The organism is Ruegeria sp. H6 (assembly GCF_056532975.1).
Genome location: NZ_JBQFOA010000001.1, coordinates 882590 through 909583, shown reverse-complemented (window position 1 = coordinate 909583; position 26994 = coordinate 882590). Strand labels below are relative to the sequence as shown.

Below are 26994 nucleotides of genomic sequence, written 5' to 3'. Positions count from 1 at the left end.
CATTTCTTACAAGCTTATTTCTGCTTGATGCGCCCATCCAGATACGGCTGGTATGGCGCGTTCTCGGCCAGATATTCCGCCGTGACATCCGCCAGATCGGGGCCGAAATCATAGGCGTTTTTGTCGTCGCCTTCGAACATGTTGTACCCATCACCGCCATTGCGGACATAGTTGTTGGTCACAACCAGATATGTGGCCGCCGGGTCAATCGGCGCGTACCCGCCATCCTTGGCGACCATGACTTCGACGATGCGGCCTTCGTTCGGGGCAACTGAGGGGTCCCAGGTGAAGGTCATGCCAGCCACCTGCGGGAAACGACCTTTGACCTCTTCGACCTGGCTGACACCGTTTTCCAGCGCATCGATGACGCCCTGGCCGCTGATCTCAAACGTGGACAGCGTGTTCTGGAACGGCAGAACCGTCAGCACTTCGCCCATTGTAACCTCGCCCGGATCGATCGAGGCGCGCAGACCGCCCGAGTTGGCAATGGCCAGTTGTGCGCCCTGATCGGCCACGCGGGCCAGCATGGCGTCAGCTACAAGGTTGCCCATCTCGCATTCCTGAACCCGGCAAACCGCGCGATCCCCTTGGATCACTGCCGCACTTTCTGCCACGACGCGCTTTTTCATCTCTTCGATGGGCGCGCCCATCTCGGCCACACGGGCGGCGATATCGGGATCGGGTGTGACGGAGGCGTCCAGCAGGATCGGTTCGCCTTCGGCGGAAACCAGATTGCCGTCATCGTCAAAGGTCAGCGTGACCTCGCCCAAGTATTTCGAATAGGCATAGGCTTGTACCACAGGCACGTCGCCCACCATCATGGGATACGACCCGGCGGCGCCCTCTTGGGTGTTGGACAGCAAGGTGTGCGAATGTCCGCCAATCACCAGGTCAAGGCCGGGCACCTGTTCGGCAATCTCGATATCCTTGGCCAGACCCACATGGTTCAGGGCAATGATGATATCAACGCCCTCACCTTGCAGCGTGGCAACATCGGCTTTCAGGCTTTCGATCTCATCCTTGAAGATCACGTCCTTGCCGGGGCTTGAGGTATCAACCGTGTCAGTCGCCAGCGCGGAAATGATCCCGACCTTCTGGCCACCCACATCCAGCACAACGTGGTTCTGCACCCGGTCTTTCAGCTCGGCAGAGGAAGACAGATCAAGGTTGCCCGAGATTACCGGAAAACTGACCGCGTCGATGAACGTGGCCAGCCCTTCGGGGCCGTCGTCAAATTCGTGGTTACCGACTGCCATGACGTCATAGCCGATGGCTTCCATGAACTCGGCCTCGGCTGCACCTTTGTAGGTGGTATAGAACAGCGATCCCTGAAACGGGTCGCCTGCGTCCAGCACCAGCACATTTTCATCCGCCAGGTCGCCGCGCCGGGTATCGACCATGGTTTTCAGACGCGCGACACCGCCAAAGCACTTGCCTTCGGCTTCATCCTCGGCGTTACAGGTGGAATCGTATTTGTTGATCGATTCAACTCGGCTGTGCAGATCGTTGGTGTGCAAAATGGTCAGCTTGTACTCGGCCGCAGCCATGCCAGCGGTCAACCCAAGTACGGCTGTGCAGGCCAGAAAACGGGTATACATTGAAAGACTCCCTGTTTGTGATTGCACAAATCGTGCGATGCGGAAGGCAAAGAGTCAAAGGGGAATTCCGACTTGATTCCCCACCCCTTGCAAGGCATCAGTGGGCCATGCTGATTTACAAGATTTTTCGGGCCGAAGAATGGGCTGCGCTGCAGACGCGAGGCGCAACAGATGGCGCCCCGATTGATGTGGCGGATGGCTATGTGCACTTCTCAACTGCCCGGCAAGCGGCGGAAACGGCCGCGAAACATTTTGCGGGTGTCGAAGGCCTGACGCTGCTGGCCTGTGACGCGGACGCGATGGGCGACGATCTGAAATGGGAGGTCTCGCGCGGCGATGCATTGTTCCCGCATCTCTACCGTCAGATTCGCCTGACAGACGTAGTCTGGTCAGAACCCCTTCCGTTTGACGGTCAGGCCCATGTTTTCCCGGAGGCGATGGAGTGAGCGGCCAATCTCGCAGCCCCGGCATCTGCGACAATGAGGGTGACAAATGAACATCACCGAACGGCTTGGTCTGGCAGCGCTGCACCGACTGGATCCTGAAACTGCGCATGGGCTTTCGATCAAGGCATTGAAAGCCGGCTTGGCACCCAGCCCAGGTTCGGTGACTTCTTCTCGTCTGAAAACACAAGTGGCGGGGTTGAGCCTGCCCAACCCTGTCGGATTGGCCGCGGGCTTCGACAAGAACGGAGAGGTCCTGACCCCTCTGTCCCGCTGCGGATTTGGGTTCATCGAAGTGGGCGCCGTCACCCCGCGCCCGCAACCGGGCAACCCAAAACCACGTCTGTTTCGCCTGACCGAAGATGCCGCCGCCATCAACCGCTTTGGTTTCAACAACGAAGGGATGGAGGTGATGGCCAAACGCCTCGCCCACCGTCCCAAGGACGCAGTGATCGGCCTGAACCTTGGGGCCAACAAGGACAGCACCGACCGGGCGGGCGACTTTGCCAAAGTGCTGGCCCATTGCGCCGCGCATCTGGATTTTGCCACTGTCAACGTCTCATCCCCGAACACCGAGAAACTGCGCGATTTGCAAGGCAAAGCCGCGCTGACTGCGTTGTTGACCGGGGTGATTGATACGCGCGATGCGTTGCCGCGTCGCTTGCCCGTGTTCCTCAAGATCGCCCCGGATTTGAGCGATACCGAGTTGCAGGACATCGCCGAGGTCGCGCTTGAAACGGGCGTGGATGCGGTGATTGCAACCAACACAACCTTGTCGCGGGACGGTTTGCAGAGCGCGCATAGGGAAGAGACAGGCGGGCTGTCCGGTGCGCCGCTGTTCGAAAAATCCACTCGCGTGCTGGCGCGACTCAGCCAGTTGACCGACGGGAACATTCCGCTGATCGGTGTGGGTGGCATCAGTTCCGCCAAACAGGCCTATGCCAAGATACAGGCCGGGGCGTCGGCGGTGCAGTTTTATACTGCCATGGTCTATGGCGGCATCTCACTGGCGGCGGAGATCGCCAAAGGTTTGGATGACTTGCTGCAACGCGACGGGTTCGAAACCGTGGCACAGGCCGTCGGCAGCAAACGAAAGGACTGGCTGTGATCGAATATTGGCACAACCCGCGCTGTTCAAAGTCGCGTCAGGGTTTGGCCCTGTTTCAGGACAAAAGCGCCGACCTGCGCGTGCGCAAATACCTTGAGGACGCTCCGTCCGTGGAAGAGTTGCAAAATGTGCTGGGGCTATTGGGCATTTCCGCAATCCAGATGATGCGGACCGGTGAGAAACGGTTCAAGGAACTGGGGCTGTCCAAAACCGCGCCGGATCAAGACCTGATCCGTGCTATGGCCGAAAACCCGATCCTAATTGAACGCCCGCTGGCGATTGCAGGCGACAAAGCCACTATTGGTCGACCGCCCGAGACCTTGCTAGGCCTGCTCTAGACGACTTGCGCTTCAAGCCGGGGATAGCGCCACCCCAAAGTGACGCCCCGCGCGATGTTCAGTACCATCAGCGCAGCCCACAGACCGTGATTTCCAAAGGTCGGGACCAGCAGAAACAATGCCACCACATAGATGGCAACGGATTGAAGCATGGCGTTGCGCATGGCCCGGGTCCATGTCGCGCCAATGTAGATACCGTCGAACATCCAACTGGCAACGCCAATGATCGGGGCCAGGGCCGCCCAGATCAGGAACTCACGCGCCGCGATGCGCACCTCCCAGGATGTAGACATCAGATCAATCAGAGCAGGGCCTGCCCAAAAGAAGACGCCACCCAGCACCAGCGCGCCGCCCACGCCCCATTGCGAGGCCATGATCGAGGCACGGCGCACCTGCGTCCGGTGGCCCGCCCCAACCGCGCTGCCCACCAGCGCCTCGGCTGAAAAGGCAAAACCGTCCAGCGCAAAGGCGGTGATCTCAAGGAATTGCAAAAGCACCTGATTTGCAGCCAGATTTACGTCGCCCAGATCGGAACCGATGAACAAAAAGGTGGTGAACGACCCGGTCAATAGCACGGATCGGATCATGATATCCGCGTTCACCTGCATCATCCGCCGCAACCGCGCCGCGTCGAAAATCCGCGGCCAGTCCCTCCATTGATTACCGGTAAAGGCCTGTCGGCACAGCCACAGGCCCAGCGCCAGGCCGGTCCACTCGGCAATGAGCGTGGCAACGGCCACGCCTTCGACACCCCAGCCCAGACCAAGGACGAACCACAAATCCAGTGCAATATTCAGGCCATTCATCCAGATCTGCAGCAGGAAAACGCCACGCGTGCGTTCGATGGCGATCAGCCAGCCGGTCACGGCATAAAGCGCAATCGTGGCCGGGGCACCCCAGATGCGGATCTCAAGATAACTTCGCGTCAGGGCTTCGACCTCGGGGCTGGCGGGCGAGAGGGCAAATGCGCCCCAAAAGACGCCGACCTGCGCCAGAATGAACACCAGCCCTGCGGTGCCCCCCAACAACAGACCGCGCATCAGCAGCGCCCCGGTTTCCGCCGTATCCCCTGCCCCGCGCGCCTGCGCCGCCAAGCCGGTGGTGCCCATCCGCAAAAAGCCGAAGATCCAGTAGATCGCCGACAGGATGACTGCGCCCATGCCAACCGCTCCGATCGGCGCCGCCTGCCCCATCTGCCCGACAACGCCCGTATCCACCGCACCCAGGATGGGCACCGTGGCGTTGGACAGCACGATAGGCACGGCAATCTTCAGCACCCGACGGTGCGTTATGGGCTCAGCCGCGACGGACATGATCAGGCGTCAGGGGATGGCGGCTGCGGCATCAGGAAATGCCCCGTGCCCTGCGCAAACAGTTTGGCATGGTTGTCCTGCCACGCCTCAACCCGTACAGAGGCATAGCGCCGCCCGGACCGGTTGACAAAAGCCCGCGCATAGGCATCGCGCGGCAGGCCTGACCGCAGATAATCGACCGTGAAGTCGATTGTCTTGGGGAACCTGATGTTCTCGTCGGTCAAAATCTCGGCTGCATTGATCTCGCCGCTTTCGATCCTTGGGAACAGGTTTTCCCAGCTCAGCGTGATCACCGCCGTGACTTCGAGGAATGCAGCCGTGACACCGCCGTGAATGGCAGGCAGAAACGGGTTGCCGATCAGCTTTTCGTCGAAATTGAGAACCCCAGTCAGCTCATCGCCGCGACGGTCGAACGTTATGTTGAGGAACTGGATATAGGGCACACCTTCGACCAGCGCCTTCAGGGCGGCATCGCGCCGGTGTTTGACCACTTGCATCGGTTCGGGACGTGGACGGGCCATTCAGCGCACCTCGACCGTGAAGGCGCCCGAAGCGGTGGCCACAGGGCGCTCGGCATCATCATCGGTCGCCGTTGCCTGAACAAAAGCCACGTTGCGCGTGATGTGATAGCAGGTCGCGTGCGTGCGAATGCTCTGCCCCGGTGTTGCCGCCCGCATATAGTCAATGCGCAAATCAATGGTCGCCGTGGCCCCCGGCGCTGACGGATGGCTCATTACAGCGGCCCCGCAGCACGTATCCAGTATGGCCGAGACGGCACCGCCATGGATCACCCCTGTTCTGGGATCGCCCACAAGCTGTTCGCTATAGGGCATGGTGATCTCGGCCTCGCCCTCGCCGATGCGGGTCAGGTTAAGCCCCAACGCCTTGGCATGCGGGATCGCCTCGATAAACTGGCGCGCTAAAACTGTTTTATCGACCATCGGGTTGGGTCCTGTCATTTCACTGGCCCTTTATGGGCCGCGCCTTTCGCAAAGGGCAAGCCCACCTGTTGCGCTTATTGGAATGACGGCCTAATTTGCTGCCGAGGAGACCAGGAATGCCCGGCAACCGTTTGTCACTGGACGAAATGTGCGCGACTTTTGACGTTACCAAGCGCACCGTACGTTACTACGAATATATCGAACTGCTGCAGTCCGAACGCGAAGGTCGGTCCCGGTTTTACGGCCCCCGCGAAGTCGCCCGGATGAAATTGATCCTGCGCGGGCGCAAAGTGGGCTTTGCCCTGGAAGAGATACGCCAGTGGCTGCTGATCTACGAAGATCAGGGCAACGAGGCGCAGATGAACACATTCATCGAAATGGCCGACCGCCAGATGCAAGAGCTGACCCAGCAACGCGAACAGCTGGACGAAGCGATGGAGATTTTGCTCAAGCTCCGCGAGCAGGCTGAGGGAATGCTGAAATAAGCTGGCCCGCCGCCCCTTCCCTTTGGCTTGTGTCTTCATCGACCGTTTACCCAAAGTAAGAATATTACCCTTGGTAACGATTTACGTGTTCGGAAGTTACGTCAACTTGGTTGTGACGCAGCGTCCGCATTACGTAAACGTCAATTGTGTGTTGTAAAACGTTCATCGACTGCGCAACTCCTTAAGCATGACGCCAGTGATGAGAGTTTGAGACATGACCGAAGATCTGATGACCATCCGCGAGATGTGCGGAACATACGATGTAACGCCACGCACGTTGCGCTTTTACGAAGCCAAAGAGCTGCTGTTCCCGATCCGGGAAGGCCAGAAACGCCTGTTCACCAAACGTGACCGGGCCCGCCTGAAACTGATCCTGCGCGGGAAACGCTTTGGGTTCAGCCTGGAAGAAATCCGCCAGCTTCTGGATCTGTACCATGTGGGCGACCAGCAACTGACCCAGATGACCCGCACCTATGAAATCGCGTGCGAACGTCTGGCCGACATGGAATCGCGCCGCGAAGAACTGACCCAGGCCATCGACGAATTGAAAGAGCAGTTGCGCTGGGGCGAGAAAGTCATCGCCTCGATGAAACAGGAAAAGAAGGCGGCCGAGTAACCCTCGCCCTGCCCTCCGGACATTTGAATAAAGGGAGCTTCACATGCCCGTCTACAACGCGCCAACCAAAGACACGCAATTCATCCTGCATGACGTTCTGAAAGTCTCGCAGTCGGATATTCCCGGCTATGATGAGCTGGAAGCCGAATTTACCGGCGCGGTTCTGGAAGAGGCCGGCAAAGTTGCCACAAACGTGCTGCATCCGCTGAATGTTGTCGGCGACACCGAAGGCTGCCGGTTGGAAAACGGCATCGTGTACACGCCAACCGGGTTCAAGGACGCGTTCGAGCAGATGAAAGAAGGCGGTTGGCCGGGTCTCGACATGCCCGAGGAATATGGTGGCCAGAACATGCCCTATGTCATGGGCACTGCGGTGGGCGAGATGTTCTCGGGCGCGAACCAGGCATTTGTGATGTATCAGGGCCTGACCCACGGCGCGGCCTCGGCCATTCTGGCGCATGGCTCGGACGAGCAGAAGAACAAATACCTTCCCAACATGGTCAGCTGCGAATGGACCGGTACTATGAACCTGACCGAACCGCATTGCGGCACCGATCTGGGCCTGATGCGCACCAAGGCGGAACCGCAGGGTGACGGCAGCTACAAGATTTCCGGCCAAAAGATCTTTATCTCGGCTGGCGATCACGACATGGCCAATAACATCATCCATCTGGTGCTGGCCAAAATCCCGGGCGGCCCCGAGGGGATCAAGGGCGTGTCGCTGTTCATCGTGCCCAAGTTCATTGTGAACGAGGATGGTACACCGGGTGAGCGTAACGGCGTTTCGGTCGGCAAGATCGAAGAGAAAATGGGCATCCACGGCAACTCGACCTGCGTCATGAACTATGACGAGGCCACAGGCTGGCTGCTGGGCGAGGAACACAAAGGCATGCGCGCCATGTTCACCATGATGAACGAAGCGCGCCTGGGTGTGGGCATGCAAGGCCTGTCTCAGGCCGAGGCCGCGTATCAGAATGCTTTGGAATACGCCAAGGACCGTCTGCAAGGTCGCGACGTCACCGGTGTGAAGAACCCGGATGGCCCCGCCGATCCGCTGATCGTGCACCCCGACATTCGCCGCAGCCTGATGGATCAGAAGAGCTTCACCGAAGGCGCGCGCGCGTTCATCCTGTGGGGCGCAACCATGATCGACAAGGCGCACCGTTCAGGCGACAAGGATGCGGATGGGCTGATCTCGCTGCTGACGCCGGTGATCAAGGGCTTTTTGACCGACGAAGGCTATGACATGACCGTTCAGGCGCAGCAGGTCTATGGCGGCCATGGCTACATCGAAGAATGGGGCATGTCGCAATACACCCGCGACGCCCGCATCGCCATGATCTACGAAGGGGCCAACGGCGTTCAGGCGCTAGACCTTGTTGGCCGCAAGCTGGCGCAGGATGGCGGCAAGCACGTCATGGCCTTCTTCGAGATGGTCAAATCCTTCTGCAAAGAGAATGGCGGCAAGGACGAAGCCTATGACAACTCGTTCATCGAACCGCTGAAAGCCGCCTCCAAAGACTTGCAGGCCGCTGGTATGTATTTCATGCAGGAAGGTATGAAGAACCCAAACAACGCGCTGTCCGGGTCTTATGACTTCATGCACATGTTTGGCCATGTGTGCCTGGGTCTGATGTGGGCGCAGATGGCCAAAGCCGCTCAGGACGCGCTTGACGGCGGTGCCTCGGATACAGAGTTCTATGAGACCAAGATCAACACAGGGCGCTATTACATGGCCCGCCGGCTGCCTGCGACGGCCATGCATCTGGCACGCATCCAATCCGGCGCAGACACGGTTATGGCCTTGGACGCTGCCAATTTCTAAGCAAGTGTTGGGCTCGGATAACGCCATCCGGGCCCGCACTTTCGAAAAGGAGCAAGAATGCCAAAACGCTTTCGCCTGACCCGCCGCTTCCCTGCCGCCATGACCGAAGATGGCTATCGGAAGCTGCGATCGTTTGCCCGAGAGGCCGGTTTGGACGAAGGCGAAGCCCTGTCGTTTCTGTTCGAGAACTTCAACAGCATTATCAATGAGGAGAACCTGGCCAGCCGATTGCGCCTCTTCAATTCGGAACTTGAGGCCCGCAAACGGTGAGCACTGAATGCAGAACAACCGCCACTACAAGCTTTAAGTACGGATGCCTCCGGCGGGAGTATTTTTGAAAAGATGAAGAGACGACGCGTCCCTGCCACCGGGCGCACTCGCCATCAGGACAGGGACGACTTCACCTTTTGCGGCCATCGGCTCTCCAGCCTGTACCGTAGAACCAAGAAGACAGAAGATCGTTAATTGAACATTACGAAAGCAACTTCATCTTTTAATAAATACTCAATTCCGACTTAACCACACGCGCCTTGGGAGGGGCGAAGACATGACCATCAAACTTCATTGTTTCGGAGAAAGCGGGAACAGCTACAAAGCCGCGCTGGCACTGGAGATGTCCGGGCTGAACTGGGAACCGGTTTTTGTCGATTTCTTCAACGGTCAGACCCGCACGCCCGAATACCGCGCCGAAGTCAATGAAATGGGCGAAGCGCCCGTGCTGATCGACGGAGAATTCCGCACCAGCCAATCGGGCGCCATTCAGGCTTATGTGACCGAGAAATCGGGAAAGTTCGGTGGCAAGGATCGGGATGAAAACTATGACATTTTTCGCTGGGTGCTGTGGGACAATCACAAGCTGAGTTCAAACGCCGGCATGACGCGTTTTCTGTGCAACTTCCTTCCCGAAGAACATCGCAATGCGGATGTGATTGCGTTCAACCAAGGCCGTTTGAAAGCCGCCTATCAGGTTCTCAACGCTCATCTTGAAGGCCGCGACTGGATTGTTGGGGATGGCGTGACAAATGCCGACCTCAGCTGCAGCGGCTATTTGTATTACCCAGAACCCTTCGGTTTTGATCGGGCCGATTGGCCCCATATCGATACCTGGCTGACGCGCCTTAGCGAGCAGCCCGGTTGGAAACCGCCCTATGACCTGATGCCCGGCAATCCGTCGGATCGAAGTTAAGGAGAAGACCCTATGACCGAAGCCTATATCTATGACGCCCTGCGCACCCCGCGCGGCAAGGGTCGCAAGGATGGCAGCCTGCACGAGGTGACCTCGGTGCGCCTGTCCGCCCTGACCCTGAACGCGATGAAAGAGCGTAACAATCTGGAAGGTCACGCCGTTGAGGACGTGATCTGGGGCAACGTCACGCAGGTGATGGAGCAAGGCGGCTGTCTGGCGCGCTCGGCCGTGTTGGCATCCGACCTTGATCAGTCGATCCCCGGTCTGGCGATCAACCGCTTTTGCGCAAGCGGAATGGAAGCCGTGAACCTTGCGGCCAATCAGGTCAAAGGCGGCGCAGGCGAAGCCTATATCGCGGGTGGTGTCGAGATGATGGGCCGCGTGGCCATGGGCAGCGATGGGGCAGCGATTGCGGTTGACCCGACGTTGGCGATGGAGACCTATTTTGTGCCGCAGGGTATCTCGGCCGATATCATCGCGACGGAATATGGGTTCAGCCGCGATGATGCGGATGCGCTGGCCGTTGAATCGCAAAAACGCGCGGCGGCGGCTTGGGAAGACAACCGGTTCGAAAAGTCGGTGATCTCGATCAAGGATCAGAACGGTCTGACCATTCTGGATCGGGACGAATACATGCGCCCCGGCACCGACATGCAGAGCCTCGGCGCGCTGAACCCGTCTTTCGCGATGATGGGCGAGCAGATGCCGGGTTTCGACAAGGTTGCAATGCTGAAATACCCGCATCTGGAGCGGATCAACCATATCCACCACGCGGGCAACAGCTCGGGCATCGTGGATGGGGCTGCGGCTGTGCTGATCGGCAACAAAGAGTTCGGCGAGAAATACGGTCTGAAACCCCGCGCGCGCATCAAGGCGACCGCCAAGATCGGCACCGATCCCACGATCATGCTGACCGGCCCTGTTCCAGTGACCGAGAAGATCCTCGCCGACAACGGTATGAAGATCAGCGATCTGGACCTGTTTGAGGTGAACGAAGCCTTCGCCTCAGTCGTGCTGCGGTTCCAGCAGGCGTTTGATGTCGACCCGGCGCTGGTCAACGTGAATGGCGGTTCGATTGCCATGGGCCACCCACTGGGTGCAACCGGCGCGATGATCATCGGCACCCTGCTGGATGAGCTGGAGCGTCAGGACAAGGAAATCGGTCTGGCCACGCTCTGCATTGCATCTGGCATGGGTGCTGCAACGATTATCGAGCGTGTCTGATGCCCAAGATTGATCTGTCCAAAATCCCGTTTCGCAACGGGTCCGGCTATCCCGGCAAACTGGCGCGCGCTGGCGATGACCGTTACGTGCAACCCTTGGGTGACGCCAACGGCCTTACCCAATTTGGGGTCAACATCGTGCGGTTGGAGCCCAACGGCCTGTCCTCACTGCGGCATTATCACATGGAGCAGGACGAGTTCGCGATCATGCTCAGCGGCGAATGCACGCTGATCGACGACGATGGCGAGCACCGGATGCTGCCCGGCGATTGTGCCGCCTGGCCTGCGGGTGAGGCCAATGGCCATCACCTTGTGAACAAGACCGATGCGCCCGCGACGTTCCTTGTGGTGGGCACGCGGACACCGACCGAGACCGGCTATTACAGCGATTTAGACATGATGGTGAAGTTCGATGCCGATGGTTTCGCCTTTACCCGCAAGGATGGCAGCCCGCTGACGGCTGACCAGATTGGAGAGGACAATGACTGATTTCACTCTGACCAAGGACGCAGACGGCGTCGCCGTAATCACCTGGGACGCGCAGGGCAAATCCATGAACGTCCTGACCCGCGAAGCCTTTGAACTGGTCAGCACCCTGATTGATCAGGCGCTGGAGGATGATGAGGTCAAAGGCATCGTCATCGCAAGCGGCAAGGAAGGCTCGTTTGCCGGTGGCATGGATCTGAACACGCTGGCGACGATCCGTCAGGAAGCGGGGGATGAACCGGCGCAGGCTCTGTTCGATTTTGTGATGAACGGCCACCACATTCTGCGCAAGCTGGAACTGGCAGGGATGGACCCCAAGACCAAGAAAGACGGCAAGCCTGTGGCCTGCGCCATCAACGGCACCTGCGCGGGCATCGGGACCGAGATCGCACTGGCCTGCCATCACCGCGTCATGACCCCCAACCCGAAATCCAAGATCGGGCTGCCGGAGATCATGGTCGGCATCTTCCCCGGCGGTGGCGGCACCATGCGCTACAGCCGAATGGTGGGTGCGATGGCGGCGGCCCCTGTCCTGCTGGAAGGCAAGATGATGGACCCGAAAAAGGCCAAGGGCGCGCAGTTGGTCGACGCTTTGGCGGATGATCCGGTCGCGGCGGCGAAAGAGTGGGTTCTGAACGCCACCGACGCCGATCTCGTCAAACCATGGGATGCGAAGGGCTACAAAATGCCCGGCGGTGCGCCGTATCATCCGGCTGGTTTCATGACCTTTGTGGGCGCCAGCGCCATGGTGACCGGCAAGACCCAAGGGGCATTCCCGGCCGCCAAGGCTCTGCTGAGCGCGATCTACGAAGGCGCGCTGGTCGATTTCGACACCGCCCTGCGGATCGAGGCGCGGTGGTTCACCAATGTGCTGATGAATCCGTCCTCGTCTGCGATGATCCGCTCGCTGTTCCTGAACAAGGAAGCGCTGGAAAAAGGCGCGGTGCGGCCCAAGGATGTGCCCGATCAGCGGGTCAAAAAGATCGGCGTTCTGGGCGCGGGCATGATGGGGGCCGGGATCGCTCTGGTCTCGGCGCAGGCCGGGATGGAGGTTGTTCTGATCGACCGTGATCAGGCCGCCGCCGACAAGGGCAAGGCCTATTCCGAGACCTACATGGACAAGGGCATCAAGCGCGGCAAAGCCACGGCTGAGAAGAAAGAGGCCCTGTTGGCGCAGATCACCGCCACCCCGGATCTGGAGCATCTGAAAGGCTGCGATCTGATCATCGAGGCGGTGTTCGAAGACCCCGGCGTCAAGGCCGAGATGACCAAAAAGGTCGAGGCAATCATCCCAGAGGATTGCATCTTTGCCTCGAACACCTCGACCCTGCCGATCACCGATCTGGCCAAGGCCAGCGTGCGGCCCGAGCAGTTCATCGGTATCCACTTCTTCTCACCCGTTGAGAAGATGTTCCTGGTCGAGATCATCAAGGGCAAGGAAACCGGAGATCGTGCGGTGGCCAAGGCGCTGGACTATGTGCGCCAGATCCGCAAGACGCCGATTGTGGTTAACGACGCGCGGTTCTTCTATGCCAACCGCTGCATCATCCCCTATATCAACGAAGGTCTGCGGATGATTACCGAGGGCGTCAGCCCCATGCTGATCGACAATGCCGCGCGTCAGTTGGGCTTCCCTGTCGGGCCGATCCAGTTGAATGACGAAACCTCGATTGATCTGGGGGCCAAGATCGCGCGGGCGACCAAGGCCGCGATGGGCAATGCCTATCCTGCAAGCCCCGCCGATGATCTGATCTTCTGGATGGAGAGCGAAGGCCGTTTGGGCCGCAAGGCCAATGCGGGCTTCTTTGACTATGACGACAAGGGCAAGCGTGTCGAATACTGGAAAGGTCTGGCCGACAAATACCCTCATGCCGAAGATCAGCCTGACCTGATCGAAGTGCAGGAACGCCTGATGTTCTCGCAGGTTCTGGAAGCGGTACGCGCGCTGGAGGAAGGTGTTCTGGAAGATATCCGCGAAGGCGATGTGGGCGCCATTCTGGGTTGGGGCTTTGCGCCGTGGTCCGGTGGCCCGCTGTCCTGGCTGGACATCATCGGCACGCCCTACGCGGCGGAACGGTGCGATCAACTGACCGCGCAATATGGCGAACGGTTCACATGCCCGCCTTTGCTGCGTGAGATGGCTGAAAAAGGTCAGAGCTTTTATGGCCGCTTCAGCCCCAAGGCCCAGGCGGCCTGACAACAGGCGTCGCTGGCGTTTGCCCCCAAACGCCAGCGACTTTCGCTCAGTGCTTGTTTAGGTCTGCCATTCTGGCCGCAGAAACAAGGCCGGAAGGCCGGGGCGACCCGGACGACCCGGACGCCGCGAAGATTTGGGCGGTCGGATCGGAAAGATCGGTTCCTGCGGAATGGGCGCCGGCAGAGCGCCCAATGAATCTGCGAATGCGGAAATATCCGCCTTTCGCGAAATGATATCGATCCAGCCCGAAGCGGTATCGTCGTTCAGGATCTCGTATGTCTTGCGACCTCCGACCGGCGTATTGAAACGACCGGCCGAGCAATAGGCCTGAAAACCACCTTCGATGAAAATCACTTCGTCTTCGTCAAAAAACAGACTGCTGACCTCGAACGAAGAGCCCGGAGAACGCGAGCGCAAGCGGCACGTGCCGCTGAGCATCCGGGCCGGCAGAACAGAAACACCGTCCGAGTTTTTGTCGATCTTGTTGTGATCCAGCGCCATCCCCTGTTCCGGCATCAGCCATACAGGACGGCCATTATAGGCCGCTTGCGCCGGAACCTGCACGGGCAGATTGTCGACGCGGGTTTCGCCTTTGGGAATGCTGACCAGATCCGTGGAAATCCGGCGCACCTTGCGGAACCCGTTATCCAGGGTCCGGACGCTGTCGCCAAGGCGCAGACGTTCCACCCGGGTCCAGCCACGGTCGGTCGCGATCTTTGTGCCATGCACAAACCCGCCACGCCGGGACGTTACCGCGGTCAGTCCAAAATTTGGTTTGATATCTTCGTCAAGATCAGACGTTTCTGAAAAACTAACTACCTGCAACACGTGCCAGTTCCCCCTTTGGGCACAACTCACTAAAACCGATAGATCAGTCCTATCAGAAATTTGGCACCGCGGCTTACTTTTGACACATTTGGGCCCAAATCGGGCCAATATTACGCATTTTCAGCCATAAGTTGTGAACAATTGACTGCTTTAAACCGTATCTTTCCCCGAATCAGAAACTTTTGACCACTTTTTCCACATATCTTCCTCGAATCTCTTTCGACCTTGGGAACGGCGGGAAACCGGCAGGCTTTTCAACGTGATTGCATCCGGTAACGGGTTTGCGCCAGCGGATTTCCGCGTGCTAAGGTAAAGAAAAATTGTTCCGAGCAGCATTACCTGATGACCGCACTCAAACAGTATCAGCGGATCGAAGCGACCGGTTTGTGGCGCGCTTCCCCTGACGAGCAACGGCGCGAAGTTGTTGTCTCGATTGGTGAAGCGACGCTGACCGTTTCCGATTTCAACGACCGGGCCCTGACCCATTGGTCACTCGCGGCTTTGGTGCGTCAAAACCCAGGGGCTTATCCGGCGATCTTCAACCCGGATGGCGACCCGGATGAAACCCTTGAGCTGGCGCAAACCGAAGAAACGATGATCGAAGCGATCGATCGGTTGCAGCGCGCGATCGACTGGTCGCGGCCGCACCCGGGCCGTTTGCGGTGGCTCAGTGTGGCCGGGGTGGCGCTGGCCGTGATTGCGGTGCTCATGCTGTGGCTGCCTCGTGCGCTGCAAAATCATGTCGTGTCAGTGGTGCCCGAGGTGAAGCGGCAAGAGATCGGTGCCACGATCCTGCAACGGATCGAGAGGGTCTCGGGCAAGGCCTGCGCGTCCCCGGATGCACAGGCTTCGCTGGATCGGTTGGCACGGCGCACCGGGGTACGGCAAGTGGTGATCCTGCCTGCGGGGCTGTCCGACAGCCTCAGCCTGCCCGGCGGAACGGTTTTGCTGAGCCGGTCCATGGTCGAAGATCACGAGGATCCGGCCATTGCCGCAGGCTATGTCATTGCCGCCCGTGCGCGCGCCGAAAATCAGGACCCGTTGGACGATCTGCTGGATCGTACCGGCCCGTCGGCTGCCTTTCGGTTGCTGACCACCGGGCAACTGACCGAATCCATTGTGGACACCTATACCGAGCAGGTTCTTTCGGACCCGCGCTCTGGCCTGACCGACGAACAGCTTTTGTCCAGTTTTGCGCAGGCCGCCCTGCCCTCAACCCCTTATGCGTATGCGGTGGATGTGACAGGGGAAAGCACCCTGGGACTGATCGAGGCCGATCCCATGGCCGGGCGAACGCTGGAACAGGTCTTGCCGGACCACGACTGGGTCCGGCTGCAGAATATTTGTGGCGAATGACCCGTTACTTGGTGCCGAACATCCTGTCCCCAGCATCGCCGAGCCCCGGCATGATGTAACCTTTCGAGTTCAGCTCTCGATCCAGCGACGCGGTCACGATCTTCACATCCGGATGCGCCTCTTTCATGCGGGCGACGCCTTCGGGCGCGGCCAGAAGGCACAAGAACCGGATATCGGTGGCCCCCGCCTCTTTCAGCAGGTCAATCGCCGCGGCCGAGCTGTTGCCGGTGGCCAGCATCGGATCAACCGCAATGACCAGACGATCTTTCAACCCTTCGGGAGCCTTGAAGTAATATTGCACCGGCTTGAGCGTTTCTTCGTCGCGATAGAGCCCGACAAAGCCGACGCGGGCCGAGGGGATCAGTTCCAGCACACCGTCCAGCATCCCGTTGCCCGCGCGCAGGATCGAAACCAGCGCCAGTTTTTTGCCCGCAAGAATGGGCGCGTCCATCTCCTCCATCGGGGTTTCGATGTGACGGGTGGTGAGCTTCAACTCGCGTGTGACCTCATAAGCCAGCAACAGCGTAATCTCGCGCAGCAGTTGCCGGAACACAGCAGTCGAGGTCCCCTTGTCCCGCATGAGCGTCAGTTTGTGCTGCACCAGCGGGTGATCGACGACGGTCAGGTGTTCGCTCATGTTCTCTCCAGTCTTTTCTTGACCCGCGTGCGGGTGTCTTCATCACAGAAAGCCGCGTTCAGCGCGGTTTCATTCAGTGCAGCAAAATCCTCTGCCGTCCAGCCGAAGGCTTGACCCAGCATCTCATATTCACGCCGCATCGTGGTATGGAAAAACGGCGGATCGTCGGTGGAAACGGTGACCTTCATGCCGGCATCGCGCAAGTCGCGGATCGGATGGGACCCGAAATCCGGAAACAGCCCAAGAACAACGTTCGAGCCCGGGCAAACTTCAAGCGTGACATCCCGGTCTTTCAACTCGTGCAGCAGGTCCGGGTCCTCAACAGCGCGCACGCCATGGCCGATGCGTTCGACGTCCAGATGACGGATGGCATCGCGCACACTGTCGGGGCCACCGAATTCACCCGCATGTGTGGTCAGGCGCAACCCGGCCTCGCGCGCGCAGTCAAAGGCCCATTTGAAATCACCTTGTGTGTGCATGGCTTCGTTGCCGCCCATACCAAAGCCGGTGATCCAGTCGCCCGCGGTTTCCGCGGCGCAAAAGGCGCTGCGCTTGGCTTGTTCGGGTCCGAAATGGCGCACGCATGTCACAACGCCGCGCATCGTGATGTCGAATTTCCGTTCAGCCTCGTCAGCCGCATCCTGAACCGCGCTCAGGTAATCGCGCCAGGCAGGCAGATCGCCACCTCCGCAGAAATCCGGGCTCAGGAAGGTTTCGGTGTAGACCACTCCGTTTGCGGCGCTTTCTTCAAGGATGGCCAGGGTCAAGCGGCGGAAATCCTCGGGCGATTTCAACACCTCGCAAGCGGCCTCATACACGCTGAGGAAATGCGCGAAATCGCGGAAATCATAAGACCCGTCGGGCTTGAAGATACCGCTGAGGTCGATCTTTTTCTCATGCGCCAGCTGCCGGATAAAGGCCGGCGGGGCCGCGCCCTCGTGGTGCAGGTGCAGCTCAATCTTTGGCAGGTCTGCGACGTTCATAGAAATGTCCTTCCCGGCCCGTGTGCCGGAACGTTGAGGTGATGTGCAACGCTGGCCGCGATGTCAGCGAAATCCACGCGCCCAATCTGCCCCTTCCCTTGCCCGGCGATCAGGACGGGCACTTGTTCCCGCGTGTGATCTGTTCCGGTCCAGCTTGGGTCATTGCCATGGTCTGCGGTCAGCAACAACAGGTCATCCGGGCGGAGTTTACCAAGGATCGCGCCAATTTCCCGGTCGAACCACTCCAGCGCGCGTGCGTATCCGCTGATATCGCGCCGGTGGCCATAGAGGCTGTCAAACTCGACAAAATTGGCGAATGTCAGACTGCCGGGTTCGGCCTGATCAACCAGAGCCGACAGATGGCCCATCAGCTCGGCATCCGAGCCTTTGCAAACGGTGTCGATCCCCTGCATCGAAAAGATGTCACCGATCTTGCCCACGGCATGAACCTTACGGCCTGCATCCTGCACCCAGTTGGTCAGAACCGGTCCGGGTGGCTGAATGGCATAGTCCTTACGGTTGGTGGTGCGCGTGAAACCCTGCTCGGGCGAGCCAATGAACGGGCGTGCGATCACCCGCCCGACCTTCATCGCGTGCAGTTGCGGGGCCAGAGCCTTGCACATCGCCAACAAGCGATCCAGGCCAAAGCTTTCCTCATGCGCGGCGATCTGAAACACGCTGTCGGCAGAGGTATAGCAGATGGGCCAACCGGTGCGCATATGCTGGGCCCCTAGCTGGGCAATGATGGTGGTGCCAGAGGCGTGACAATTCCCGAGAATGCCGTCTGTACCCGCGGCACGGGCAGCAGCCTGGGCCAGATCCGCGGGAAAGGCCGGCTGCGTGTCGGGGAAATAATGCCAATCCCACGGCACCGGCAATCCCGCCAATTCCCAATGCCCTGATGGCGTGTCCTTGCCCGGTGAATGCTCGCGCGTACAGCCCCATAGCCCAACTGGTTCTGCATCTAGTCCCGGCGTCTCTTGCCCAGAGGCCAAACGAACCGCAGCGCCCAGCCCCAAACGGTCAAGCGTCGGCAGGCGCAACGCCCCTGTGCGGCCATCCTCGGCCCGGCCCTCGGCGCAAGCCTGTGCGATATGGGCAAGGGTGTTGGCGCCCGTGTCGGGCACGTCGCCGTTGAAGAACTGATCCGCATCCGGCGCGCCGCCGATCCCGACCGAGTCCATCACGACAAGAAAGGCCCGGCTCACGGTGAAATCCTTTCATGGATCAGATCGGGCGCGGCTACCGGGTCTGCGCCAATGGTGATCGCGTTCAAAACGGTTTCCGTGACGCGATGGGCCGTATCCTCGCGAGAGGCATGGATCACCGTCAAAGGCTGACCCTTGGTGACTTCTGCCCCCAAACGCACCAGATCGGACAGGCCCACCGACGGATCGATCACATCGCTTTCCACCTGTCGACCGCCGCCCAGCGCGACCACGGCAAGGCCCAGCGCCTCACCGTCGATTGCAGTCACATAGCCGGTTTCGGGTGACGAGACCTCTTGAATGACATTGGCTTCGGGCAGAAAACGCGCCCAGTTGTCGACCAGCTGAACAGGCCCGCCCACAGCGGCCATCATGCGGCCAAACCGCTCGGCGGCGCGTCCGTCGCGCAGGGCAGCATCGACAAGCTGCCGCCCCTCTTCCACCGTGTCCGCCAACCCGGCATCGACCAGCAAAACCCCGCCCAGCTCTGTCGAGATTTCAGCCAGAGGCGTGTCATAATCGCCCGTCAGGGTCTTCATCACCTCGGCAATCTCCAAGGCATTGCCCAAAGACGCCGCCAAGGGCTGGTCCATATCGGTGATAACGGCCGAGGTCTTGCACCCGGCGGTATTTGCGGTCTCTGACAGGGCGACCGCCAGTTGTCGTGCCTCATCCAGTGTTTTCATGAACGCGCCACTGCCGACCTTGACGTCCAGAACCAGCGCATCGGGACTGGCTGCCAGTTTCTTGGACAGGATCGACGCGGTGATCAGGTCCAGGCTTTCAACGGTCGAGGTCACATCGCGTATTGCATAAAGCCGCTTGTCCGCCGGTGCGATCTGCGCTGTGGCCCCTACAATGGCGGCACCAACATCCTGCATGATCTGGACCAGCCGATCTTGTCCGATCTGCGTACTGACGCCGGGGATCGCCTCAAGCTTGTCCAGCGTGCCGCCGGTATGACCCAAGCCACGCCCCGAGATCATCGGCACATAAGCCCCGCATTCAGCCAGCGCAGGCGCCAGCACAAGGCTGACGCAATCGCCCACGCCACCGGTTGAGTGTTTGTCGACCACCGGCCCGTCCAGATCCCAATGCAGGACATCGCCGCTGTCGCGTTTAGCCAATGTCAGGGCCGCGCGTCCCTCAGCCCCCAGACCGACCATACATACGGCCATGGCAAAGGCACCGGCCTGCGCGTCGCTGACGCTGCCATCGGCCAGGCCCTGGGCGAACCAGGCCAGCTCAGCATGTGTCGGAACCTCTTTGCGGCGCAGTTTGGCGATGATCGAGCGTGCATCCATCAGGTCACGCGTCCTTCATGTGCGAGGCATCAAACGCACCCGGCAAAAGATCGGCAATAGTAGTGCGCAGCTCGGTTCCGTCGACCGTTGCCAAAGTGACCACAACATCGCCCTTACCGAACTCGGCCAGTTTCTGGCGGCAACCGCCGCAAGGGGGAACAGGTTGCGGGCTGCTGGCAACGACATAGACCTCGGTCAGGGTCTTTTCACCTGCGGCGACCATCGCAGCGATTGCGCCCGCTTCGGCACAGGTGCCCTCGGGGTAGGCGACGTTTTCGACATTACACCCTGAAAAGACGGTACCATTGGCGGACCGGATCGCCGCGCCGACCTTGAAATTCGAATATGGGGCGTGCGCGTTTTCACGAACTTTCAGTGCAGCGTCTTTCAGCGACATGTCGAATCCCCTGTTTTTTTGATCAATCGGTCAGAATTGCGCAATTTATACTGAAAACCGTGGCGACTTAAAGCCCCCGGCAGCCCTCATTCCGTATCCAGGGTGGTGCTGAACGTGCCAGGCAATGTGACCTCAAGCAGTTCAATATCATCGGACGGATCAGACAGGCAGGTGCGCATCCCCGGCGGGATCACAAACGCGTCCCCCTGTTCAAGGCGATAGGGCTCTCTCCCTTCGCCCTCCAGCGTCACTGTGCCATTCATGACGAATGTAAAGTGGATATCGGTGTCATGGCTGGACCAGACCGGATCGCCCTGCCCCCTGCGCACCACCTGAACGCCGGCAACACCTTTGGTGTTTTCGGCAATCGTCGTGTCGCGGCAGACATAGCCCGGAATACGGAACGGCACCCAACTGGCCTCGCTGGCTTTGTTGTACACAAACCGCTGACCCTGCCATTCGCGATCCGGCCGCAGATGCGGCGTCGGCAATGTCATCTCGTGGTCGATTTCGGTGACATGTTCAGCGGGCACGCCGATTTCAATGACCTGAACATTGTCCGATGCTTCAAGCACGCGGTGACGGATTTCGGGCGGTTGGATAAAGCAATCACCGGCCGTCAGGCGCATTTTCTCGCCCTGATCCTCGTACACAACGTCGACCCAGCCATGGATGCAAAAGATCAGTTGAAAGCCGACTTTGTGAAAATGCACCATGTCCGGCACCGGCCCGCCATCGGGGATGCGGATGTGGCTGGCAATGATCGACCCGCCCAGCCTGTCAGGCACAAGATCGCGGTAATGCATTCCGGCCCGCCCGATAATCCAGGGCGCCTGATCCTTGAGGCGCCGGACCACAAAGGAATGGACTGTCTCGGGCATCACCAACGGCGGATCACGATCCTCAATTTCGATCCGCGTTCCATTTGGGGCAACCAATACACGCTGACCTTCGGCAAACCCATCGGGATCTTCGGTCAGAATGCGCAGCGTTCCTGCCTTCTCGGGCGCGTCCTTTTCGATACGCAGCCGGAGCCCGTGCCCCGAAAATACGGCGGTCCGTGGATCGTCTGCGGGATAGATCATATCCATCCGCATCCCCAAGACCTTGGTGTAAAACGGGATGTCGTCCCTTAGCTCATTTGTTGGTAAGCGGAACTCGGCTATCGTCTGATTTGAAGGCGAAGGACGTGTCATGCAGTCTCTCTTGCAAACTGGATTTGCGCCATCCGATCAGAACCGAAGCGAAAATGCCAATCGAAAACAACATCTCAAGCGTTTCTTCCACCACGTAAAGCCGCATCAACGTCACTTTTGAAAAATCTGTATGCTTGGGCCTTGCGATCTCATCCACGAATTGCGCCACGACGACGGCCAGTACCGCCAGGGCAAATACCGAAAGAAATGGCGCGCGGGCTTTCCACGCTTTCCAAAGCGTGGGGATTCCGTGCCAGACAGTCCCGAATATCAGTATTCCGCCCAGCAGAAGCCGAACCCATGTTGGTTCAAGCATGCTGTCCAGGCTATCAAAAACCGCCACCAGCGGGTTATCTGCGGCAAAGATCCCCGTATCGATCTCTCTCTCCGCCAAAAGAAAACAGCCCAGCGCGATATAAATCCGCGGCAGGCCCCTAAGCGTGAGCAACGCCGCAAGCGCCGCCAAAAACAGCATCACGGCCGAGGTCACCTCGACAAATCCGCCCTCATCGACGTGCGAGATTGCCCAGGATGGCCATAAAACTCCGGCGGCGCAGAAAAGCAACGTTGCCAGCAAGACACAATGCGTTGCCGCAACGCGGGTTGCGGGCCCAAATCGTACAGGCAGATCCCAACGCTCTGCTTTGGTTTCGGTGTTGAATGCCATGCCTGTCTTTTTTCTGCCCGCTGTAAGGCCGGTAATGTAAAAAAAATATGAACCTAATCAAGTTAAAGATTAGTGAACTCAAAAAACCTCGCGTCACACAAGCGACATGGCCAAGGGCGGAGAAATGGATTAACCCTAAGACACTTTCTGGAAGGGAGCAGAATAGAAGATGTCCGACACACCCAGTTTGCGGCAAGCCGCGCTTGACTATCACGCTCATCCCAAACCCGGAAAACTTGAGATCAGGGCCACCAAGCCAATGGCCAATGGGCGCGATCTGGCGCGGGCCTATTCGCCGGGCGTGGCCGAAGCCAGCCTGGAAATCAAATCCGACGCCGCCAACGCGGAAAAATATACAGCGCGCGGCAACCTCGTGGCTGTTGTCTCGAACGGTACGGCCGTTCTGGGGCTTGGCAATATCGGTGCGCTCGCCTCAAAGCCGGTGATGGAGGGCAAGGCCGTCCTGTTCAAGAAATTTGCCGGTATCGACTGTTTTGACATCGAGGTCGACCAACCCGACCCCGAGAAACTGGCAGATATCGTTTGTGCGCTTGAACCGACCTTTGGCGCGATCAACCTAGAAGACATCAAAGCCCCGGATTGCTTTACGGTCGAAAAGATCTGCCGCGAGCGGATGAATATCCCGGTCTTTCATGACGACCAGCACGGCACCGCAATCGTCGTAGGCGCGGCAGCCAAGAACGCCCTGCATGTGGCCGGCAAAAAGTTCGAGGATATCAAGATCGTTTCGACCGGCGGGGGCGCGGCGGGCATCGCCTGCCTGAGCATGTTGGTTAAACTGGGGGTGAAACGCGAAAATATCTGGCTCTGCGATATTCATGGTTTGGTCTACGAAGGCCGGGCCGAGGATATGAACCCGCACAAGGATCAGTTCGCCCAGAAATCCGACCTGCGCACCCTGGATGATGTCATCGACGGGGCCGATTTGTTTCTGGGGCTCAGCGGGCCGAATGTGCTAAAACCGGAAATGGTCAAGCGCATGTCCAAAAGCCCTATCATATTCGCGCTGGCCAACCCGACGCCTGAAATCCTGCCGCAATTCGCGCGCGAGGTTGCGCCCGACGCGATCATCGCAACCGGCCGCAGCGATTTCCCCAACCAGGTCAACAACGTCCTGTGTTTTCCCTTCATCTTCCGCGGTGCGCTGGATGTGGGCGCGACCGAGATCAACGACGCCATGCAGATCGCCTGCGTCGATGGTATCGCGGAAATGGCCCGCGCCACCACCAGCGCCGAGGCGGCGGCCGCCTACAAGGGCGAGCAACTGACCTTTGGCCCCGACTATCTGATCCCGAAACCCTTTGATCCGCGCCTTGTGGGCGTGGTGTCTTCGGCTGTGGCCAAGGCCGCCATGGAAAGCGGGGTCGCCAAGCGTCCCATCGATGATATGGAAGCCTATAAAGAGCGCCTCAATCAGACCGTCTTCAAATCGGCCCTCATCATGCGACCGGTATTCGAGGCCGCCGCTGTAGCCTCTCGCCGCATCGTGTTTGCCGAAGGGGAAGACGAACGCGTGTTGCGCGCCGCGCAAGCCATTCTGGAAGAGACCACCGAAACGCCGATTTTGATCGGGCGGCCTGAGGTGATCGAAACCAGGTGCGAACGTCTGGGCCTAACAGTGCGTCCCGGTCAGGATTTCCAAATCGTGAACCCGGAAAACGATCCGCGATATTATGAGTACTGGAACTCCTACCACCAGGTCATGCAACGTCGCGGTGTCACCCCGGATTTGGCCAAGGCGATCATGCGCACCAACTCGACCGCTATTGCCGCCATCATGGTGCATCGCGGCGAGGCCGAAAGCATGATTTGCGGCACCTTCGGCGAATATCGCTGGCATCTGAACTACGTCGAACAAGTTCTCGACGACGGTGATCTGCGCCCACATGGGGCCTTGTCGCTGATGATCCTTGAAGACGGCCCTCTGTTCATCGCAGACACCCATGTCAGGCAATTGCCCACACCCGAGGAACTTGCCGAGACCACCATCGGCGCGGCCCGCCATGTGGGTCGCTTTGGGCTTGAACCCAAGATCGCCTTCTGTTCGCAATCTCAGTTTGGCAACCAATCCGAAGGGTCCGGCAAACGTTTGCGCGCGGCGTTGGAGATCCTGGATTCCGAGCCCCGCGATTTCACCTATGAAGGGGAAATGAACCTGGATGTGGCCTTGGATCCCGATCTGCGTGACAGAATTTTCCCCAATTCGCGGCTTCAGGGTCCGGCAAATGTGCTGATCTTTGCCCATGCGGACGCGGCCAGCGGTGTGCGCAATATCCTGAAAATGAAGGCGGGCGGGCTAGAGGTTGGGCCGATTTTGATGGGCATGGGCAACAAAGCCCATATCGTGACACCATCAATTACGGCACGCGGTTTGCTGAATATGGCCGCCATCGCCGGTACACCGGTTGCGCATTACGGTTAAATCGCAGGCCCAAGGCGTATGAGACGGCAGGCACCGGCTTTGGTGCCTGTTTTTCTATCTGTGCGCGCTAACGTTTTGCACCGAAAAATTTGCACATTTGCAAAACGAACTAAAAAGTCCGAGAAAAGCGCCTTTTGATGGTGAATTTGCAAAAATTTGCAGGAAAATTTGAGGATTTCTGCAAATTTTTTTGCGATAAACTGACGCGCCGTCATTTGACCGGCTTGTTCCATAGCACGCACGTCCTTAACAGAATACCAAGAGATTTCAGGGAGGAGGACCCCATGGCCTATAAGGATGTGTACGACAGCTGGAAATCCGATCCCGAGGCGTTTTGGATGGAGGCCGCAAAAGGCATCGACTGGGTCAGCCCCCCAAGCAAAGCATTGTTCGACGATAACGCACCCCTATACGAATGGTTCAATGACGCGCGTGTGAACACCTGCTGGAACGCGGTGGACCGCCACGTTGAAAACGGGCGCGGTGAACAGACGGCGATCATCTATGACAGTCCGATCACCCATACCAAGCGCGAGATTTCATATGTCGAACTGCGCAACCGGGTGGCCACGCTGGCCGGTGCTTTGCGCAAAAAGGGCGTCGAAAAAGGGGACCGGGTTATCATCTACATGCCAATGATCCCCGAAGCGCTTGAAGCGATGTTGGCCTGCGCGCGCCTGGGTGCCGTGCACAGCGTGGTCTTTGGCGGGTTTGCCAGCAACGAATTGGCGGTTCGCATCGATGACGCCAAACCCAAGGCGATCATCGCCGCCTCTTGCGGGATGGAACCGGGCCGCGTCGTCCACTACAAACCTCTGCTCGACGGCGCCATTGATCTTGCCAGTCACAAACCCGAGTTCTGCGTTATTTTCCAGCGCGAACAGGAAGTCGCCCAACTGGTCGAAGGCCGCGACTATAACTGGCACGGTTTCCAATACGGTGTTGAGCCAGCGGAATGTGTGCCCGTCGATGGAAATGACCCGGCCTATATCCTCTATACATCCGGCACCACCGGTTCGCCGAAAGGGGTCGTTCGTCCGACGGCGGGCCATCTGGTTGCGCTGAACTGGACCATGAAGAACATCTACAACGTCGATCCCGGCGATGTGTTCTGGGCCGCATCAGACGTGGGTTGGGTCGTTGGGCATTCCTATATCTGCTATGCGCCCTTGATCCACGGAAACACCACCATTGTGTTCGAGGGCAAACCCGTCGGCACACCCGACGCGGGCACCTTCTGGCGCGTCATTTCGGAACATAAGGTCAAAAGCTTTTTCACGGCCCCAACCGCCATTCGCGCCGTCAAACGCGAAGACCCCAAGGGCGAGTTGCTGGCCAATTACGACCTGTCCTGCCTGAACGCGCTGTATCTGGCCGGTGAGCGCGCAGACCCCGACACGATCCTCTGGGCCCAAGACGCTCTGGGCGTGCCGGTGATCGACCATTGGTGGCAGACCGAAACCGGTTGGACCATCGCGGGCAATCCGCTGGGGATCGAGGAATTGCCCATCAAGCTGGGCTCACCTGCCAAACCCATGCCTGGCTACGACGTGCAGATACTGGACGAAGGCGGCCATCCTATGAAAACCGGTGAGTTGGGCGCAATTGCGGTCAAGCTGCCCCTGCCCCCGGGCACGCTGCCGACACTGTGGAATGCCGAAGAACGGTTCAGGTCTTCCTACCTCAACCAATTCCCCGGCTACTACGAAACCGGGGATGCGGGCATGATTGATGAGGACGGTTACCTCTATATCATGGCGCGCACGGATGACGTGATCAACGTCGCCGGACACCGCCTGTCGACCGGCGGGATGGAGGAGGTTCTGGCCGCGCATCCTGACGTTGCCGAATGCGCCGTGATCGGCGTGTCCGATCAGCTCAAAGGTCAGATGCCGGTCGGCTTTCTATGCCTGAACGCAGGGTCCGACCGCAACCACGATGATGTCGTCGCGGATGTGGTCAAGCTGGTCCGTGACAAGATCGGCCCGGTTGCCGCTTTCAAAAAGGCCGTGGTGGTGGATCGATTGCCCAAGACCCGATCCGGCAAAATTCTGCGCGGCACTATGGTGTCGATTGCCGATGGCAAGGACTACAAAATGCCCGCCACCATCGATGACCCGACCATTCTGGACGAAATCACAGAGGCGCTGAAAACAATCGGTTACGCGCAGTAACCCTTAGCCGGGCGGCCTCTGCTCTGCCCGGTCGTCTTTCCC

At 59.1% G+C, this 26994-nt stretch carries 27 protein-coding genes; 14 read left to right on the top strand and 13 right to left on the bottom strand.

Annotated elements, in window-relative coordinates; all coding sequences use genetic code 11:
• Window positions 1-14: 14 nt before the first annotated feature.
• On the bottom strand, window positions 15-1598 hold the full coding sequence (locus tag ACR0AG_RS04370; protein WP_480836743.1) for a bifunctional metallophosphatase/5'-nucleotidase: 1584 nt from the start codon (window positions 1596-1598) through the stop codon (window positions 15-17).
• A 107-nt stretch (window positions 1599-1705) separates the two neighbouring features.
• Between ACR0AG_RS04370 and ACR0AG_RS04365 the strand changes: the two genes are divergently transcribed.
• From ACR0AG_RS04365 to arsC, 3 genes are read left to right on the top strand one after another with little or no spacing between them, the layout of a single operon-like run.
• Window positions 1706-2044, top strand: a complete 339-nt coding sequence (locus ACR0AG_RS04365) for a DUF952 domain-containing protein (RefSeq protein ID WP_480836741.1) — start codon at window positions 1706-1708, stop codon at window positions 2042-2044.
• Window positions 2045-2090: 46 nt separating this feature from the next.
• The gene (locus ACR0AG_RS04360; RefSeq protein ID WP_480836740.1) at window positions 2091-3149 is read left to right on the top strand and encodes a quinone-dependent dihydroorotate dehydrogenase; all 1059 of its coding nucleotides are present in this window, start codon (window positions 2091-2093) and stop codon (window positions 3147-3149) included.
• On the top strand, window positions 3146-3487 hold the full coding sequence (gene arsC, locus ACR0AG_RS04355) for an arsenate reductase (glutaredoxin) (protein WP_480836738.1): 342 nt from the start codon (window positions 3146-3148) through the stop codon (window positions 3485-3487). The genes ACR0AG_RS04360 and arsC overlap by 4 nt, the downstream gene beginning before the upstream one ends.
• On the opposite strand, the gene ACR0AG_RS04350 is transcribed toward arsC, so the two are convergent.
• From ACR0AG_RS04350 to ACR0AG_RS04340, 3 genes are read right to left on the bottom strand one after another with little or no spacing between them, the layout of a single operon-like run.
• Window positions 3484-4800 carry an MATE family efflux transporter gene (locus ACR0AG_RS04350; RefSeq protein ID WP_480836736.1) on the bottom strand — a complete coding sequence of 439 codons (1317 nt, stop codon included), beginning with the start codon at window positions 4798-4800 and terminating at the stop codon, window positions 3484-3486. The two genes, arsC and ACR0AG_RS04350, sit on opposite strands and share 4 nt — an antisense overlap.
• Before the next feature lie 2 nt (window positions 4801-4802).
• Entirely contained in the window at window positions 4803-5321 is a 519-nt protein-coding gene (locus ACR0AG_RS04345; RefSeq protein ID WP_480836733.1) for a PaaI family thioesterase, read from the bottom strand.
• A complete protein-coding gene (locus tag ACR0AG_RS04340; RefSeq protein ID WP_480836732.1) occupies window positions 5322-5741 on the bottom strand; it encodes a PaaI family thioesterase in 420 nt (139 codons plus the stop codon).
• A 116-nt stretch (window positions 5742-5857) separates the two neighbouring features.
• Here ACR0AG_RS04340 and ACR0AG_RS04335 point away from each other — a divergent pair, with 116 nt between their 5' ends.
• From ACR0AG_RS04335 to ACR0AG_RS04300, 8 genes are all read left to right on the top strand, one after another.
• On the top strand, window positions 5858-6226 hold the full coding sequence (locus tag ACR0AG_RS04335) for a MerR family transcriptional regulator (RefSeq protein WP_480836730.1): 369 nt from the start codon (window positions 5858-5860) through the stop codon (window positions 6224-6226).
• 214 nt (window positions 6227-6440) lie between these two features.
• Window positions 6441-6842 carry a MerR family transcriptional regulator gene (locus tag ACR0AG_RS04330; RefSeq protein WP_170569444.1) on the top strand — a complete coding sequence of 134 codons (402 nt, stop codon included), beginning with the start codon at window positions 6441-6443 and terminating at the stop codon, window positions 6840-6842.
• Window positions 6843-6885: 43 nt separating this feature from the next.
• Window positions 6886-8667 (top strand): acyl-CoA dehydrogenase C-terminal domain-containing protein, encoded by a 1782-nt coding sequence (locus ACR0AG_RS04325; RefSeq protein WP_480836728.1) that lies wholly within the window; start codon window positions 6886-6888, stop codon window positions 8665-8667.
• Window positions 8668-8724: 57 nt separating this feature from the next.
• A complete protein-coding gene (locus ACR0AG_RS04320) occupies window positions 8725-8937 on the top strand; it encodes a hypothetical protein (protein WP_480836726.1) in 213 nt (70 codons plus the stop codon).
• A gap of 277 nt (window positions 8938-9214) precedes the next feature.
• Window positions 9215-9853, top strand: a complete 639-nt coding sequence (locus ACR0AG_RS04315) for a glutathione S-transferase family protein (protein WP_480836724.1) — start codon at window positions 9215-9217, stop codon at window positions 9851-9853.
• Window positions 9854-9865: 12 nt separating this feature from the next.
• Window positions 9866-11077 (top strand): acetyl-CoA C-acetyltransferase, encoded by a 1212-nt coding sequence (locus ACR0AG_RS04310; RefSeq protein ID WP_480836722.1) that lies wholly within the window; start codon window positions 9866-9868, stop codon window positions 11075-11077.
• The gene (locus ACR0AG_RS04305) at window positions 11077-11565 is read left to right on the top strand and encodes a cupin domain-containing protein (protein ID WP_480836721.1); all 489 of its coding nucleotides are present in this window, start codon (window positions 11077-11079) and stop codon (window positions 11563-11565) included. Before ACR0AG_RS04310 ends, ACR0AG_RS04305 begins: the two co-directional genes overlap by 1 nt.
• Complete coding sequence (locus ACR0AG_RS04300) at window positions 11558-13759, top strand: 3-hydroxyacyl-CoA dehydrogenase NAD-binding domain-containing protein (RefSeq protein WP_480836719.1); 2202 nt, start codon at window positions 11558-11560, stop codon at window positions 13757-13759. Before ACR0AG_RS04305 ends, ACR0AG_RS04300 begins: the two co-directional genes overlap by 8 nt.
• Window positions 13760-13816: 57 nt before the next feature.
• On the opposite strand, the gene ACR0AG_RS04295 is transcribed toward ACR0AG_RS04300, so the two are convergent.
• On the bottom strand, window positions 13817-14587 hold the full coding sequence (locus ACR0AG_RS04295; protein WP_480836717.1) for a Hint domain-containing protein: 771 nt from the start codon (window positions 14585-14587) through the stop codon (window positions 13817-13819).
• A 342-nt stretch (window positions 14588-14929) separates the two neighbouring features.
• On the opposite strand from ACR0AG_RS04295, the gene ACR0AG_RS04290 reads away from it, so the two are divergent.
• Window positions 14930-15943, top strand: a complete 1014-nt coding sequence (locus tag ACR0AG_RS04290) for a hypothetical protein (protein WP_480836715.1) — start codon at window positions 14930-14932, stop codon at window positions 15941-15943.
• A 4-nt stretch (window positions 15944-15947) separates the two neighbouring features.
• On the opposite strand, the gene upp is transcribed toward ACR0AG_RS04290, so the two are convergent.
• The 7 genes from upp to ACR0AG_RS04255 form a co-directional block, all read right to left on the bottom strand.
• Window positions 15948-16580: a uracil phosphoribosyltransferase gene (gene upp / locus ACR0AG_RS04285; protein WP_480836713.1), complete on the bottom strand. Its 633-nt coding sequence runs from the start codon at window positions 16578-16580 to the stop codon at window positions 15948-15950.
• Window positions 16577-17563: an adenosine deaminase gene (locus tag ACR0AG_RS04280; protein ID WP_480836711.1), complete on the bottom strand. Its 987-nt coding sequence runs from the start codon at window positions 17561-17563 to the stop codon at window positions 16577-16579. Before ACR0AG_RS04280 ends, upp begins: the two co-directional genes overlap by 4 nt.
• Entirely contained in the window at window positions 17560-18771 is a 1212-nt protein-coding gene (locus ACR0AG_RS04275) for a phosphopentomutase (RefSeq protein WP_480836709.1), read from the bottom strand. Before ACR0AG_RS04275 ends, ACR0AG_RS04280 begins: the two co-directional genes overlap by 4 nt.
• Window positions 18768-20075: a thymidine phosphorylase gene (locus ACR0AG_RS04270; RefSeq protein WP_480836707.1), complete on the bottom strand. Its 1308-nt coding sequence runs from the start codon at window positions 20073-20075 to the stop codon at window positions 18768-18770. The genes ACR0AG_RS04275 and ACR0AG_RS04270 overlap by 4 nt, the downstream gene beginning before the upstream one ends.
• A gap of 4 nt (window positions 20076-20079) precedes the next feature.
• Entirely contained in the window at window positions 20080-20472 is a 393-nt protein-coding gene (locus tag ACR0AG_RS04265) for a cytidine deaminase (protein WP_480836705.1), read from the bottom strand.
• 86 nt (window positions 20473-20558) lie between these two features.
• Complete coding sequence (locus ACR0AG_RS04260; RefSeq protein WP_480836704.1) at window positions 20559-21668, bottom strand: cupin domain-containing protein; 1110 nt, start codon at window positions 21666-21668, stop codon at window positions 20559-20561.
• Entirely contained in the window at window positions 21610-22335 is a 726-nt protein-coding gene (locus tag ACR0AG_RS04255) for a hypothetical protein (RefSeq protein WP_480836702.1), read from the bottom strand. Before ACR0AG_RS04255 ends, ACR0AG_RS04260 begins: the two co-directional genes overlap by 59 nt.
• A 169-nt stretch (window positions 22336-22504) precedes the next feature.
• On the opposite strand from ACR0AG_RS04255, the gene ACR0AG_RS04250 reads away from it, so the two are divergent.
• On the top strand, window positions 22505-24778 hold the full coding sequence (locus ACR0AG_RS04250; RefSeq protein ID WP_480836700.1) for an NADP-dependent malic enzyme: 2274 nt from the start codon (window positions 22505-22507) through the stop codon (window positions 24776-24778).
• Here ACR0AG_RS04250 and ACR0AG_RS04245 read toward each other — a convergent pair.
• On the bottom strand, window positions 24775-25011 hold the full coding sequence (locus tag ACR0AG_RS04245) for a hypothetical protein (RefSeq protein ID WP_480836698.1): 237 nt from the start codon (window positions 25009-25011) through the stop codon (window positions 24775-24777). The genes ACR0AG_RS04250 and ACR0AG_RS04245 overlap by 4 nt on opposite strands.
• Before the next feature lie 51 nt (window positions 25012-25062).
• On the opposite strand from ACR0AG_RS04245, the gene prpE reads away from it, so the two are divergent.
• Window positions 25063-26952 carry a propionate-CoA ligase PrpE gene (gene prpE / locus ACR0AG_RS04240; protein ID WP_480836696.1) on the top strand — a complete coding sequence of 630 codons (1890 nt, stop codon included), beginning with the start codon at window positions 25063-25065 and terminating at the stop codon, window positions 26950-26952.
• Window positions 26953-26994: the final 42 nt, after the last annotated feature.

What these genes read in the sequence shown, in the direction of transcription:
- ACR0AG_RS04305 (WP_480836721.1), top strand. Translation starts at nt 11,077, where the DNA reads ATGCCCAAGATTGATCTGTCCAAAATCCCGTTTCGCAACGGGTCCGGC.
- ACR0AG_RS04245 (WP_480836698.1), bottom strand. Translation starts at nt 25,011, where the DNA reads ATGGAACAAGCCGGTCAAATGACGGCGCGTCAGTTTATCGCAAAAAAA.
- ACR0AG_RS04360 (WP_480836740.1), top strand. Translation starts at nt 2,091, where the DNA reads ATGAACATCACCGAACGGCTTGGTCTGGCAGCGCTGCACCGACTGGAT.
- ACR0AG_RS04310 (WP_480836722.1), top strand. Translation starts at nt 9,866, where the DNA reads ATGACCGAAGCCTATATCTATGACGCCCTGCGCACCCCGCGCGGCAAG.
- ACR0AG_RS04330 (WP_170569444.1), top strand. Translation starts at nt 6,441, where the DNA reads ATGACCGAAGATCTGATGACCATCCGCGAGATGTGCGGAACATACGAT.
- ACR0AG_RS04315 (WP_480836724.1), top strand. Translation starts at nt 9,215, where the DNA reads ATGACCATCAAACTTCATTGTTTCGGAGAAAGCGGGAACAGCTACAAA.
- ACR0AG_RS04265 (WP_480836705.1), bottom strand. Translation starts at nt 20,472, where the DNA reads ATGTCGCTGAAAGACGCTGCACTGAAAGTTCGTGAAAACGCGCACGCC.
- ACR0AG_RS04300 (WP_480836719.1), top strand. Translation starts at nt 11,558, where the DNA reads ATGACTGATTTCACTCTGACCAAGGACGCAGACGGCGTCGCCGTAATC.
- ACR0AG_RS04290 (WP_480836715.1), top strand. Translation starts at nt 14,930, where the DNA reads ATGACCGCACTCAAACAGTATCAGCGGATCGAAGCGACCGGTTTGTGG.
- ACR0AG_RS04260 (WP_480836704.1), bottom strand. Translation starts at nt 21,668, where the DNA reads ATGACACGTCCTTCGCCTTCAAATCAGACGATAGCCGAGTTCCGCTTA.
- ACR0AG_RS04255 (WP_480836702.1), bottom strand. Translation starts at nt 22,335, where the DNA reads ATGGCATTCAACACCGAAACCAAAGCAGAGCGTTGGGATCTGCCTGTA.
- ACR0AG_RS04350 (WP_480836736.1), bottom strand. Translation starts at nt 4,800, where the DNA reads ATGTCCGTCGCGGCTGAGCCCATAACGCACCGTCGGGTGCTGAAGATT.
- ACR0AG_RS04335 (WP_480836730.1), top strand. Translation starts at nt 5,858, where the DNA reads ATGCCCGGCAACCGTTTGTCACTGGACGAAATGTGCGCGACTTTTGAC.
- ACR0AG_RS04270 (WP_480836707.1), bottom strand. Translation starts at nt 20,075, where the DNA reads ATGGATGCACGCTCGATCATCGCCAAACTGCGCCGCAAAGAGGTTCCG.
- upp (WP_480836713.1), bottom strand. Translation starts at nt 16,580, where the DNA reads ATGAGCGAACACCTGACCGTCGTCGATCACCCGCTGGTGCAGCACAAA.
- ACR0AG_RS04370 (WP_480836743.1), bottom strand. Translation starts at nt 1,598, where the DNA reads ATGTATACCCGTTTTCTGGCCTGCACAGCCGTACTTGGGTTGACCGCT.
- ACR0AG_RS04250 (WP_480836700.1), top strand. Translation starts at nt 22,505, where the DNA reads ATGTCCGACACACCCAGTTTGCGGCAAGCCGCGCTTGACTATCACGCT.
- ACR0AG_RS04325 (WP_480836728.1), top strand. Translation starts at nt 6,886, where the DNA reads ATGCCCGTCTACAACGCGCCAACCAAAGACACGCAATTCATCCTGCAT.
- ACR0AG_RS04340 (WP_480836732.1), bottom strand. Translation starts at nt 5,741, where the DNA reads ATGGTCGATAAAACAGTTTTAGCGCGCCAGTTTATCGAGGCGATCCCG.
- prpE (WP_480836696.1), top strand. Translation starts at nt 25,063, where the DNA reads ATGGCCTATAAGGATGTGTACGACAGCTGGAAATCCGATCCCGAGGCG.
- ACR0AG_RS04320 (WP_480836726.1), top strand. Translation starts at nt 8,725, where the DNA reads ATGCCAAAACGCTTTCGCCTGACCCGCCGCTTCCCTGCCGCCATGACC.
- ACR0AG_RS04345 (WP_480836733.1), bottom strand. Translation starts at nt 5,321, where the DNA reads ATGGCCCGTCCACGTCCCGAACCGATGCAAGTGGTCAAACACCGGCGC.
- ACR0AG_RS04280 (WP_480836711.1), bottom strand. Translation starts at nt 17,563, where the DNA reads ATGAACGTCGCAGACCTGCCAAAGATTGAGCTGCACCTGCACCACGAG.
- ACR0AG_RS04365 (WP_480836741.1), top strand. Translation starts at nt 1,706, where the DNA reads ATGCTGATTTACAAGATTTTTCGGGCCGAAGAATGGGCTGCGCTGCAG.